Genomic DNA, 12,293 nt, shown 5'->3' with positions numbered 1-12,293 from the left:
ATCACCTCCTCCTCACCGGGACGCGACGAGGTCGCGCGAAACCGCCCTGGCCGCGTCGCGGACCTGCTCCAGCAGCCGCGGTTTCGGGTGCCCGCTCGGCTCGCAGATCCGGTCCTCGGCGCCGGACACGCCGATCGCGCCGACCACGATGCCACCGTGCCCGCGGATGGGCGCGGCGATCCCGGCCTCGCCCGGCACCATCTCACCGCGCTCGGCCGCCCATCCGGCCCGACGCACCTCGGCCAGCGCGCGGGCGACCGCGGACGGCGGCAGGGTCCGGCGGGTGTAGGCCTCCGGCCCGGCCGCGCGCCAGGACGCCAGCAGCGCGGCGTCGTAGGCGAGCAGCACCTTGCCCAGCGCGGTGGCGTGCAGCGGCAGCATCCCGCCGACGTCCAGGGTCTGCGGGCTGTCGTCCGGGCGGAACACGTGGTGCACCACCAGCACCCGGCCCTCCAGCGGCGCGCCGATCCGCACCGCCTCGCCGCTGCGGGCGGCCAGCGCGTCGGCCCAGTTGATCGCCCGCGACCGCAGCTCGTTCACGTCGAGGTGGCTGCTGCCCAGGTGCAGCAGGGCGGCGCCGAGCTGGTACTTGCCGGTGTCGCGGTCCTGCTCGACGAACCCGACGCCGGCCAGGGTGCGCAGGATGCCGTGCGCGGTGCCCTTGGCCAGCTCCAGCGACTCGGCGATCTCCACGACGCCGAGGCGCCCGGAACCACGCGCCAGCAGCCGGAGGATCGCGGCGGCGCGCTCGATGGACTGGATGGGACCCGGCACAGCGGGGACCCTAACGCGCCCGCACCGGGTTCGACAATGTCGAACCGCACTTCCGAGTGTTCGACAATGCCGACCACCGCGCGTTGCCGCGGTCTCACCGCCGGTCATAGCTTCGGCGTCACCAATGGGGGAACCGGTCCTTTGTGGAGGAAGCAATGACGCGAAGCCTCAAGGCCCGCGGACTCGCCGGCGAACTCGCCGCCGAGTTCGTGGGGACGATGATCCTCATCCTGTTCGGATGCGGGGTGGTGGCCCAGGTGTCGGCCGCCGGCATCGGGGACCACGACAGCATCGCCTGGGCCTGGGGCATCGGCGTCACGCTGGGCGTCTACGTCGCCTCGCGGATCAGCGGCGCCCACCTCAACCCCGCGATCACCGTCGCGCTCGCCGTGTTCCAGGGCTTCTCCTGGCGCAAGGTCGCACCCTACGCGCTGGCCCAGACCGCGGGCGCGTTCGTCGCCGCGCTGCTGGTGCGCTGGAACTACACCGAGGTCCTGAACGCCGTCGACCCGGGCCTGACCATCAAGACCCAGGGCGTGTTCTCCACCCTGCCGGGCAACGGCACACTGCCGGTCGGCGACTGGGGCGCCTTCCGCGACCAGGTGATCGGCACCGCGATCCTGGCGCTGGTCATCTTCGCCATCACCGACCTGCGCAACACCGCGCCCGCGGCCAACCTCGGCCCGGTCGTCGTCGGCTTCCTGGTCGTCGCGATCGGCATGGCCTGGGGCACCAACGCCGGCTACGCCATCAACCCGGCCCGCGACTTCGGCCCGCGCCTGGCGTCCTGGCTGACCGGCTACGACACCGCGTGGAGCGACCAGTACGGCAACCCGTACTGGTGGGTCCCGATCGTCGCGCCGATCGTCGGCGCGGTCATCGGCGGCGCGATCTACAAGTACTTCATCAGCCGCCACCTGCCCCGCACCGAGGACATCGGGCCCGCCAAGGCCCTCGAGCCCACCGCCTGAGTTCACGAAGGAGTGACCATGCCCGATTTCGTCGGTGCCGTCGACCAGGGCACCACCAGCACCCGGTTCATGATCTTCGACCACGGCGGCAACGAGATCGCCCGCCACCAGCTGGAGCACGAGCAGATCCTGCCCCGCCCGGGCTGGGTCGAGCACAACCCCACCGAGATCTGGGAGCGCACCCGCGCGGTGATCGCGAGCGCGCTGACCAAGGCCAACCTGACGGTCGCCGACCTGGCCGCGCTCGGCATCACCAACCAGCGCGAGACCACCGTGGTGTGGAACCGGCGCACCGGCCGCCCCTACACCAACGCCATCGTCTGGCAGGACACCCGCACCGACCGCATCGCCTCCGCGCTGGAGCGCGGCGGCCAGGGCGAGGTGATCCGCCGCAAGGCCGGCCTGCCGCCCGCCACGTACTTCTCCGGCGGCAAGCTGCAGTGGATCCTGGAGAACGTCGACGGGGTCCGGGCCGACGCGGAGAACGGCGACGCCCTGTTCGGCACCACTGACAGCTGGCTGATCTGGAACCTCACCGGCGGGGTGGACGGCGGCGCGCACGTCACCGACGTCACCAACGCCTCCCGCACCATGCTGATGGACCTGGAGAAGCTGGACTGGGACGACGAGCTGCTGTCGTTCTTCGGCATCCCGCGGCGGATGCTGCCGGAGATCAAGCCGTCGTCCGGCCACTTCGGCACCACCCGCGCCGACGGGCCGCTCGGTGGCGAGATCGCGATCACCGGCGTGCTGGGCGACCAGCAGGCGGCCACCGTCGGCCAGGTGTGCTTCCGGCCCGGCGAGGCCAAGAACACCTACGGCACCGGCAACTTCCTGCTGCTCAACACCGGCCACGAGCTGGTGCGGTCGAAGCACGGGCTGCTCACCACGCTGTGCTACCAGTTCGGCGACGACAAGCCGGTGTACGCGCTGGAAGGCTCCATCGCGGTCACCGGGTCGGCCGTGCAGTGGCTGCGCGACCAGCTCGGCATCATCAGCGGCGCCTCGCAGAGCGAGACGCTGGCCCGGCAGGTCGAGGACAACGGCGGGATCTACTTCGTCCCGGCGTTCTCCGGGCTGTTCGCGCCGTACTGGCGGTCCGACGCCCGCGGCGCGATCGTCGGCCTGACCCGCGCCACCACCAACGCCCACCTGGCGCGCGCCACCCTGGAATCGATCTGCTACCAGACGCGCGACGTCGTGGAGGCCATGCAGAACGACTCCGGCGTCACGCTCGACGTGCTGCGCGTCGACGGCGGCGTCACCGCGAACGAGCTGTGCATGCAGCTGCAGGCGGACATCCTCGGCGTTCCGGTGTCCCGGCCGGTCGTCGCCGAGACCACCGCGCTCGGGGCCGCCTACGCGGCCGGGCTGGCCGCCGGGTTCTGGCAGTCGACCGACGAGCTGGAACAGAACTGGAACGAGGACCGGCGCTGGGAGCCGTCGTGGAACGACGCCCAGCGCGCCGAGGGGTACGCCGGCTGGCAGAAGGCCGTCGGCCGCACCCTCGACTGGGTCGACGTCGAGTGAATCCCGTGCCGGAGCGGCCTGCGTGGCGGCGCCCGCCCAAGGCGCCGCCACACGCGGCTCGCCGCTCCGGCACCACGCTTGGAAAAGAGGAGAGAGCCGTGTCCCAACCCCTGTCCCCCGCCTACCGCGGCGACGCGCTGCGGCGGCTGGCGAACGAAGAGTTCGACGTGCTCGTCGTCGGTGGCGGCGTGACCGGCGCGGGCGCCGCGCTGGACGCGGCCTCGCGCGGGCTGTCGGTCGCCCTGGTCGAGGCCCGCGACCTGGCCGCGGGCACGTCCAGCCGGTCGAGCAAGCTGATCCACGGCGGGCTGCGTTACCTGGAGCAGCTGGACTTCAAGCTGGTGCGGGAAGCGCTGCGGGAACGCGGGCTGCTGCTGCGCACCCTGGCCCCGCACCTGGTGCGGCCGGTGAAGTTCCTGGTGCCGCTCCAGCACCGGGTCTGGGAGCGCGGCTACATCGGAGCCGGGGTGACGTTGTACGACACGCTCGGCGGGGCGCGGGCGCTGCCGCGGCACCGCCACCTGAGCCGGCGGCGCGCGTTCGAGGTGGCGCCCGGCCTGGCCGACGACGCGCTGATCGGCGCGATCCAGTACTACGACGCGCAGGTCGACGACGCCCGGCACACCATGATGATCGCGCGCACGGCCGCCGACCAGGGCGCGGCGGTGGTCACCAGGACGCGCGTGACCTCGCTGGTCCGCGAGGGCGAGCGGGTCGTGGGCGCGCGGGTCACGGACCGGGAGAGCGGCGCGGAGATCACCGTGCGGGCGCGCGTGGTGATCGCCGCGACCGGGGTGTGGAGCGACGACATCGCCGAGGCCGCCGGCATCGAGAAGCCGTTCACGGTGCGCGCGTCGAAGGGCATCCACCTGGTGGTGCCGCGGGAGAAGATCGACCTGGACACCGGGCTGATCCTGCGCACCGAGAAGAGCGTGCTGTTCGTGATCCCGTGGGGCCCGCACTGGATCGTCGGCACCACGGACACCGAGTGGGACCTGGACCGCGAGCACCCGGCGGCCAGCCGCGCGGACGTGGACTACGTGCTCGACCACGTGAACGCGGTGCTGCGCAAGCCGTTGACGCACGACGACATCGAGGGCGTGTACGCCGGGCTGCGGCCGCTGCTGGCGGCGAAGGCGACCGCGACCACGAAGCTGTCGCGGGAGCACGCGGTGGCGCACCCGGTGCCGGGCCTGGTGGTCGTGGCCGGCGGGAAGTACACGACGTACCGGGTGATGGCCGCCGACGCCGTCGACGCGGCGATGTCCGATGTGGACCGCCCGGCGCCGCCGTCGTGGACGGACAAGCTGCCGATCGTGGGCGCGCGCGGGTACGCGGAGGTCTGGGAGGGCCGGTACGCGCTCGCGCGGCGGGCGGGTCTGCCGGTGGCGCGGATCGAGCACCTGCTGGGCCGGTACGGCACGGCCGTCGAGGAGGTCCTCGCGCTGGTCGCTGAGCGGCCGGAGCTGGGCGAGGAGATCCCGGGCGCGCCGGACTACCTGAAGGCCGAGGCGGTGTACGCGGTGACGCACGAAGGCGCGCTGCACCTGGAGGACGTGCTCACGCGGCGGACGCGGATCTCGATCGAGCAGCGGGACCGCGGGCTGGCGGCGGCCCCGGCGGTGGCCGACCTGATCGCCCCGGAGCTGGGCTGGACCGCCGACCGGCGCGACCGCGAGGTGGCGCACTACCGGGCGCGCGTCGAGGCGGAACGCACCGCGCAGGAAGCGCCCGACGACGCGACGGCGAACGAACGCCGCCTGGCGGTGCCGGCACTGGGCTGAGACCCGCCCCGGGTGATCTCCGTGAGGGGTGGGATCACCCGGGGCTCAGCCGCACCCACACCGCGGGTGACGGAACACCCGCGTGGTTCACCACCGTCAGCAGGTACCAGCCCGGCGGCGCCAGTTCCGGCGAGCCGGGCAGCCGCATCCGGAGCCGGTCCGTCCCGGCCACGGTCACCGGCAGGTCCACCAGCCGCTGTTCCAGCTCGCTGGAGTGGGTCGTGGCGCCGGGGCGGATCAGCGACGCGCTCGCGATGTCCGCCGCGTCCGGCACGTCGGCCTCCAGCGTCCCGCCGTAGTGCACCTCGGGCGTGGTCACGACGACCAGCGGGCGCGGGCCGGCGAACAGGTACGGCGGCCAGAACACCTCGATGCGCATCTCCTCGGTCTTGCGCGCCGGGTTGGAGCCGGCGGTCACGACCTTGCCGTCCGGCACCAGCAGCGCCACCGAGTGGTACAGCCGCGGCACCCGGCTCTCCGCGGCCATCGTCCACGTGCCGCTCACCGGGTCGAAGATCTCGGCCTCCAGCGCCGCCGCGTCCGCGTGCTCCTCCATCATCGAACCGCCGTTGACCAGCACGGTCCGGTCCGGCAGCAGTGTCGCGCACAGGTGCATCCGGGCCATGTGCAGGTCAGCCGCGGGCGTGTAGCGGGGCGCGGCGGCGGACAGGTCCGCGATGGCGGCCGACGCGGTCGCACCGGAGCGGTCGTGCATGTCCCACGGCCCGCCACCGGCGATCATCACCCGCTGGTCCTGCGCGGGCGGCAGCAGCACGCTCGCCGACTGGTTGCGCAGCCCCGCGTCGGGCAGGCCCGGGACGTCGGTCACCGCGTTGGCAGCGAGGTCCCACACGCCCGGCCGCACCCCGTTGTTGCTGCCGTACTGGCCGCCGCTGTAGAACACGCGGCCGTCGGCGAGCAGGAACAGGTGCCCGTACATGGGCCAGTGCGCCGACCCGGGCCGGGTGGTCCAGCCCGCGCCTTCGGTGTAGACCTCGGGGACCGTGTTGAGCATGCCGGTCTCGTCGAGCCCGGCGACGGCGAGGACCCGCCCGTCCCCCAGCGCGAGCAGCGACGGGTACCACCGGCCGCCCGCCATGTCCGGTTGCGCCGTCCAGGTCAGGGTGTCGGGGTCGAACGCGATCGACTGCCGCAGGCCGAGGAACGGGTCGTACTGCCCGGTGCCGCCGGCGGCGAGGAGCCGGCCGTCGGGCAGGAACGCGTGGCCGACGCAGAACAGGTCGACCGGCGTGTGCGGCTGCTCGACCTCCTCGCCGGGGTAGTGCCAGACCGTGGTGCCGTAGAGGTGCGCGTGGTGCCGGTCGGGGTCGTTGCTCGACCCGGCGAAGAACAGCACGTCCCCGGTGCGCAGCAACGCGGCGTGCACGGCGAGGGTGCCGGAGTCGCGTTCCAGCAGGCGCCACACCCCCATGTCGGGCGCCATGTGCAGGTCGGTGAGCGGGTGCAGCAACCGGTGCAGCGCGGCGTTCTGCCCGGCCGGGTCGTCCACGGCCAGCACGACGAAGTGCGGTTCGCCGCCGACCCCGGCGACGGCGAGGCCGCAGCCCTGGTTCTCCCAGAACCCCCAGTCCGGCACGGGGATCCACGGTCCCCAGCCGTCCGCGGGCCGCACGTCGTCGTCGAGCCGCCAGCCGATCGTGCACAGCGCGCGGTTCTGGCCTGCCGGGTTGTCGACGGTCAGGACGATCAGCTCGTCGTTGCCGTCCCCGTCGAGGTCGGCGACCGCGACGGCCGCGCCCTGGTTGTCCCAGAACCCCCAGTCGGGCACGGCTCGCCACGGTCGCCAGTCCGTCACCACGCCGTCCGGGTTCAGGGTGCCGCTGCGGTAGAAACCGGCGTTGGCGCCCTCGGGCGCGTCGACCATGAGCACGACGAGCTGCGGGCCGGCGGCGGTGCGGGCGACGGTGATGTCCCCGCCGGCGTTGAGCCAGGCGAACCAGTCCGGCACCGGCTGCCAGGGCGTCCAGCCGCCGGTGACCGCGCCGGTGTCGCGGTCGAGCGACCAGCCGACGCGGTAGAAGGCCTGGTTCGGGCCGTCCGGCGCGTCGATCAGGTAGACGATCAGGTCGGGTTCGCCGTCGCCGTTCACGTCGGCCACGGCGACCCCGGCCGCGTCGTTCTCCCAGGAGAACCAGTCGGGCACGGGCTGCCAGGCCGTCCACCCGCCGGTCAGGGCGCCGGTGTCGTCGAGCCCCCGCCCGAGGCGGTAGAAGGCGGCGTTCCGGCCGGGCGGGTTGTCGACCATCAGGAGCACGACGTCCCCGCCCGCGGTGGCGATCGACGCGCCGCTGTTCTCCCAGGAAAACCAGTCCGGCACGGCGGTGAAATCGGTCTGCACCGGCCCGATCCCACCCGGTCCACGACCACCCCGGCTAGGGCCGAACGCCTCTTACCCCGGGTACGTGCCCCGGTCTGATGTGGACCTCTCGGGAGGCAGCTGGGACAGATCGTGCCGGTAGTCCTCGGCGTTCTCCGGCAGCAGCGCGCTCAACAGGCCGAGCGCGTGCCATGGCCACGAGGTGCGGCGGACGTCCGTAGGGGACGGAACTGATGGAGGACCTGAGCGCCGAGAGATCCGCCTGCGCCAAGCCCATGCTCGACGCCGTCGATCACCAGCTCGATGGCGCCCTCGACGTAGAGGGGGTCCTCCGGCGGATCCGAGGTCGCGAGGAGTGGGTCGAAGGTGCCGTCCTTGCGGCGGAGGAAGTTGCGGATTTCGATCACGGTGTCCGGCTCACCCGCCCCACAGGTGGTGCAGCTCGTTGCCCTGGTGGTCCGATGTCGTGAAGCTGCCGCGCACCCACACCGAGATCCCGCCGGGCCAGTACGTCACTTCGAGGGCGCGGATCTGGGTCTCGTCGAGCAGTGCGCACACGTGTTCGCCGTCGGCCAGGTCGTAGCACATCCCCGCCGGTTCGAAGCACACCTGCCCGCCGCCCTCGCCCGCCACGCGGAAACGGAGCGTGCTGCCCGTCCCGTCCGGTGCCTGAGCCAACGCCATCCCTCCTCAGGGAATCCGGTGCAGCACGGACTCGTGGCCGCCGGTGGCCACCAGGTCCACGACCGCGTCGAGCATCGCCCGCACGCCCGGTTCGGCCAGCACCACCAGATCCGGCGGGCAGGTGACGTGTCCGCCGCTCAGGTTCTCACCGGACCGGCGGTGCCACCCCATGATCCACCCGATCTCCGCGTACGTCAGGAAGGTCGCGGTCCACCTCGTGCCGTCGGCCAGCGTGACCCACGCGTCCGCGTTCTCGACCGATCCGGGAGCGTCGCCGCCCAGCTCGACCTCGAGCACCACGCCCTCGGCGATCATCGTGTGCACGCCCCGCACCCTACGGCCGCCAAGCCCGCGCCACGAGCGATTTCCCCGTCCAGACCTATTCGGCCAGCGGAAGCGCCCGGTCGTTCTCCTCCTTGATCGCGCGCAGGTGCGTCCACGCCTCGACCGTTCGCACTCCCGGCAGGCCGCGCACGCGCTCCAGCGTGGCGAGCACGTCGTCGAGTGAGCCGGCCCGGATGGTGCCGATTCCGCTGCACCAGCCGATCCCGGTGGCCAGGCAGTCGATCTCGTCGAGCGCGGCGATCTTGCGCGCCACGGGTTCGGTGTCACCGTTGACGTCCAGCGCGAACCCCATCGTGTGGACCCGGGTCAGCGGCGTCAGCCGCACCAGCGCGCCGACGTGGACCACCCCGGTCTCCAGCAGCCGCAGCACCCGGGCGCGCGCCGCGCCCGCGGAGAGGCCGGTGACGCTCGCCAGCTCGGCGAAGGAAGCCCGGCCGTCGGCACGCAGGTGCGCCAGCAACGCGTGGTCGTGAGCGTCGAGCTCGATGTGCGCGAGCGGGCCGGGGCTCTCCAGCGGCCCGGGCGGGAAGTAGGGGTCCTTCCAGATGCGCAGGTAGGTCATGGTCTGCAGCGCGCGCACCCCGGGCACGGCCTGCACGCGCGCCAGGCCGCGGGCGAAGGACTCCAGGTCGGCGGTGCGCAGCTCGGCGGTGACGGCGAACCGGCCCGCGGTGGTGGTGACGAAGGAGACCTCGTCGAGTTCGGCGACCTGCCGCGCGACCGGGCCCGCGGGGCCGTCGGTCTCGATGGTCACGTGGCCGAGCTGGTGCAGCCCGAACACCGCCGGGTGGATCGCCCCGACCAGCCGGAGCCCGCCCTCGCCGAGCAGCCGCTGCACGCGGGCCTTCGTGGTGGACCGGGCCAGCCCGACCAGGCGGGCCAGCGTCTCGTAAGAGGCTCGGCCGTCCTCGTGCAGGGCGCGGACGAGCCGCTCGTCGATCTCGTCCAGGTTCCCGTGCACGGGGACAACCTAACGCATACCCAGCCACCCCGACGATCTGTTCACGCAAATCGCCCAACGAAAGTCGCAACGGCGAAACTCAACGCCCAGGACAGTCGAATCATGCATTGATCACCGGCCCACACGGATGTAACGTCTGCGCCCACTGACACGGTCGGCTCGGAGGTGCGGTGGGCGTGGGGAGTACGGATCGGGTGTTCTTCGGCCAGCCGCGTGGGCTGGTCGGGCTGTTCTTCGCCGAGGCGTGGGAACGGTTCTCCTACTACGGCATGCGCGCGCTGCTGCTGTACTACATGACCGACCGGATCCTGGACGGCGGTCTCGGCATCGACCCGGGCAGCGCGAAGTCGCTGATCGCGGTCTACGGCTCGGCGACGTACATGGCGGCGATCCTGGGCGGCTGGATCAGCGACCGGCTGCTCGGGGACCGGCGGGCGACGCTCACCGGCGGGGTCCTGATCATGTGCGGCCACATCTGCCTCGCGATCCCCGCCGGAGCCGGCGCGCTGTTCGCGTCGATGATCTTCATCGCGGGCGGCACCGGGCTGCTGAAACCGACGATCTCCTCCTCAGTCGGCGACCTCTACGCCCGCGACGACCCGCGGCGCGACTCCGGGTTCAGCATCTACTACATGGGGATCAGCGTCGGGGCGGTCGCCGCGCCGCTGGTCGTGGGCACCGTCGGCGAACGGTACGACTACCACCTCGGATTCGGTCTGGCGGCGATCGGCATGGCGCTCGGACTCGTGGTCTACGTGCGCAGCCAACGCCACCTCAGCCCGCTCAGCAGCGCGCCGAAGAACCCGTTGCGGCTGGGCGAGGTGCCCCGCTCGCGTGTGGTCGCGGTGGCGGCCGGGGTCGCGGTGCTCGTCGCCGTGCTCGCCGCGACGATCGGCACCGGCGCGCTCGGCCCGGGCGGGGTCGTCGACCTGATCAGCGTGCTCGCGATCGCGCTGCCGGTCGGCTACTTCACGGTCATGCTGCGCAGCAAGCGCACCACCGCGGCGGAGCGGGCGCGGGTGCGCGGCTACATCCCGATGTTCGTCGCCGCGGTCGCGTTCTGGTGCATCCAGGAACAGGGCGCGACCGTTATCGCGCAGTACGCCGACGAGAGCACCGACCTGGGGGCGTTCGGGTTCACCATCCCGGCGTCGTGGTTCCAGTCCGTCGGATCGCTCGTGCTGATCGTCCTGACGCCGCTGTTCGCGGTGATGTGGCTGCGGCTCGACCGGTCCGCCCGCTCCCCCGGCACGGCGCACAAGTTCGCGGCGGGCCTGGCGATCGCCGGGCTGTCCTACCTGATGCTCGTGCTGCCCGCGGCGAGTCCCGGCCAGACCAGCCCGCTGTGGCTGATCGGCAGCCTCGCCGTGGTCACGATCGGCGAGATGTGCCTGTCCCCCATCGGGTTGTCCGCCACGACGCGGCTGGCGCCCGCCGCGTTCGCCACCCAGACGATGGGCCTGTGGTTGTCGTCGAACGCCGCCGGGCAGGGCATCGGGGCGCAGCTGGTGAAGTTCTACGACGCCGGGTCGGCGGCCGCCTACTTCGGCCTGCTCGGGATGGGCGCGGTGGTGCTCGCCCTGGTGCTGTTCGCGCTCGCGCCGCTCATCCGGCGGCAGTCCGAACGCGGATTGTCCACAGTGGAACTCACACGCGAGGGGCAGCGATGACTCGCACCATCTTCCGCGGCGGCACGGTGTTCGACGCCGCATCCCGCACCGCCGGTCCGGCCGACGTGGCGGTCGAGAACGGCTGGATCACCGACGTCGGCACCGGCCTCGACGGCGACGAGGAGGTCGATTGCGCAGGCCGCGGCGTGCTGCCCGGGCTGATCGACTGCCACGTCCACCTCACCATGACCGGCGCGGACCTGTTCGCCGCCGCGCAGGAGCCGTTCTCGCTGCAGTTCTACGAGGGCGCGCGGAACATGGCCAGGACGCTCGCGGCCGGGGTGACCACAGTCCGCGACGCGGCCGGCGCCGACCTCGGGATGCGCGTGGCGCAGGAACGCGGCCTGATCCCGGGGCCGCGCATGCAGATCTCGCTGAACATGCTGAGCCAGACCGGCGGGCACGGCGACCCGTGGTGGCCCTCGACGTGCGTGGTGGACCTGCTGCCACCGCACCCGGGCCGCCCGCCGGTGATCGTGGACGGCCCGGAGGAGATCCGGCGCAAGATCCGCGAACTCGTGCGTGCCGGCGCGGACGTCATCAAGGTCGCGACCAGCGGCGGGGTGGTGTCCAGCGGCGCCGGGCCGCGGATCCCGCACTTCCGCGACGACGAGATCGCCATGATGGTGACCGAGGCGTCGGCGGCGGGCCTGCACGTCATGGCGCACGCGCACGGCGAAGGCGCGAAAGCGGCGGTGCGCAACGGGGTCCGCTCGATCGAGCACGGTCACTTCCTGGACGACGAGACGCTGGAGATGATGGCCGCGCGGGGCACGTGGCTGGTGCCGACGCTCAGCGCGGGCGTCGGGCTGCGGCAGGCGGTCGAAGCGGGTGTGCCGTACCCGGACCACATCGCCGAGAAGATCCGTCAGAGCTCCGGCGACAGCGTGCGGCGCGCCGTCGAGGCGGGCGTGCGGATCGCGATGGGGACCGACGCGCCGCTGTACCCGCACGGCGAGAACCTGCTGGAGCTGGAGCTGCTCGTCGAGCACGGCCTGTCCCCGGCCGAAGCCCTGCACGCCGCGACGCTGTCCGCGGCCGAGCTGATGGGGCTGGAGTCCACGCTCGGCTCGATCGCCCCGGGCAAGCGCGCGGACCTGGTCATCGTGGACGGGGACCCGCTCGACGTGCGCGATCTGGGCAAACGGATCCTCGCCGTGTACCAGGACGGCCGCGTCGTGCACGTGGCGGACCGGGACGTGCCGGACTGACCGGGGCAGTTGATCTGCCCCGGTC

11 protein-coding genes are annotated in these 12,293 nt (G+C 72.6%); 5 read left to right on the top strand and 6 right to left on the bottom strand.

Annotated features, from left to right (window positions below):
- Positions 1-12: 12 nt before the first annotated feature.
- Positions 13-774: an IclR family transcriptional regulator gene (locus L2C96_RS01110; RefSeq protein ID WP_237334748.1), complete on the bottom strand. Its 762-nt coding sequence runs from the start codon at positions 772-774 to the stop codon at positions 13-15.
- A gap of 155 nt (positions 775-929) precedes the next feature.
- On the opposite strand from L2C96_RS01110, the gene L2C96_RS01105 reads away from it, so the two are divergent.
- The 3 genes from L2C96_RS01105 to glpD all read left to right on the top strand — a co-directional run bounded on the left by L2C96_RS01105 (position 930) and on the right by glpD (position 5,059).
- Positions 930-1,745: an MIP/aquaporin family protein gene (locus L2C96_RS01105; RefSeq protein ID WP_020422810.1), complete on the top strand. Its 816-nt coding sequence runs from the start codon at positions 930-932 to the stop codon at positions 1,743-1,745.
- Positions 1,746-1,763: 18 nt separating this feature from the next.
- Positions 1,764-3,275, top strand: coding sequence for a glycerol kinase GlpK (gene glpK, locus L2C96_RS01100; protein ID WP_237334747.1), 1,512 nt, complete (start codon positions 1,764-1,766; stop codon positions 3,273-3,275).
- A gap of 98 nt (positions 3,276-3,373) precedes the next feature.
- The gene (gene glpD, locus L2C96_RS01095; protein WP_020422812.1) at positions 3,374-5,059 is read left to right on the top strand and encodes a glycerol-3-phosphate dehydrogenase; all 1,686 of its coding nucleotides are present in this window, start codon (positions 3,374-3,376) and stop codon (positions 5,057-5,059) included.
- 34 nt (positions 5,060-5,093) lie between these two features.
- Here glpD and L2C96_RS44940 read toward each other — a convergent pair whose 3' ends face one another.
- The 5 genes from L2C96_RS44940 to L2C96_RS01070 form a co-directional block, all read right to left on the bottom strand.
- The gene (locus tag L2C96_RS44940) at positions 5,094-7,418 is read right to left on the bottom strand and encodes a galactose oxidase early set domain-containing protein (protein ID WP_237334746.1); all 2,325 of its coding nucleotides are present in this window, start codon (positions 7,416-7,418) and stop codon (positions 5,094-5,096) included.
- A gap of 149 nt (positions 7,419-7,567) precedes the next feature.
- Positions 7,568-7,804, bottom strand: a complete 237-nt coding sequence (locus tag L2C96_RS01085; RefSeq protein WP_237334745.1) for a hypothetical protein — start codon at positions 7,802-7,804, stop codon at positions 7,568-7,570.
- A 10-nt stretch (positions 7,805-7,814) separates the two neighbouring features.
- Positions 7,815-8,081: a hypothetical protein gene (locus tag L2C96_RS01080; RefSeq protein ID WP_237334744.1), complete on the bottom strand. Its 267-nt coding sequence runs from the start codon at positions 8,079-8,081 to the stop codon at positions 7,815-7,817.
- A 6-nt stretch (positions 8,082-8,087) separates the two neighbouring features.
- Complete coding sequence (locus L2C96_RS01075; RefSeq protein WP_237334743.1) at positions 8,088-8,405, bottom strand: hypothetical protein; 318 nt, start codon at positions 8,403-8,405, stop codon at positions 8,088-8,090.
- A 55-nt stretch (positions 8,406-8,460) separates the two neighbouring features.
- Positions 8,461-9,387, bottom strand: coding sequence for an Lrp/AsnC family transcriptional regulator (locus L2C96_RS01070; RefSeq protein WP_237334742.1), 927 nt, complete (start codon positions 9,385-9,387; stop codon positions 8,461-8,463).
- Between the two features lie 176 nt (positions 9,388-9,563).
- On the opposite strand from L2C96_RS01070, the gene L2C96_RS01065 reads away from it, so the two are divergent.
- On the top strand, positions 9,564-11,057 hold the full coding sequence (locus L2C96_RS01065) for a peptide MFS transporter (RefSeq protein WP_308191126.1): 1,494 nt from the start codon (positions 9,564-9,566) through the stop codon (positions 11,055-11,057).
- Positions 11,054-12,268: a metal-dependent hydrolase family protein gene (locus tag L2C96_RS01060; RefSeq protein ID WP_237334741.1), complete on the top strand. Its 1,215-nt coding sequence runs from the start codon at positions 11,054-11,056 to the stop codon at positions 12,266-12,268. Before L2C96_RS01065 ends, L2C96_RS01060 begins: the two co-directional genes overlap by 4 nt.
- The last annotated feature ends 25 nt before the right edge of the window (positions 12,269-12,293 follow it).

The organism is Amycolatopsis tucumanensis, from assembly GCF_021654135.1.
Lineage (GTDB): Bacteria > Actinomycetota > Actinomycetes > Mycobacteriales > Pseudonocardiaceae > Amycolatopsis_E > Amycolatopsis_E tucumanensis.
This window is presented reverse-complemented; position numbering and strand designations above follow the sequence as displayed.

What these genes read in the sequence shown, in the direction of transcription:
- L2C96_RS01105 (WP_020422810.1), top strand. Translation starts at nt 930, where the DNA reads ATGACGCGAAGCCTCAAGGCCCGCGGACTCGCCGGCGAACTCGCCGCC.
- glpK (WP_237334747.1), top strand. Translation starts at nt 1,764, where the DNA reads ATGCCCGATTTCGTCGGTGCCGTCGACCAGGGCACCACCAGCACCCGG.
- L2C96_RS01080 (WP_237334744.1), bottom strand. Translation starts at nt 8,081, where the DNA reads ATGGCGTTGGCTCAGGCACCGGACGGGACGGGCAGCACGCTCCGTTTC.
- L2C96_RS01060 (WP_237334741.1), top strand. Translation starts at nt 11,054, where the DNA reads ATGACTCGCACCATCTTCCGCGGCGGCACGGTGTTCGACGCCGCATCC.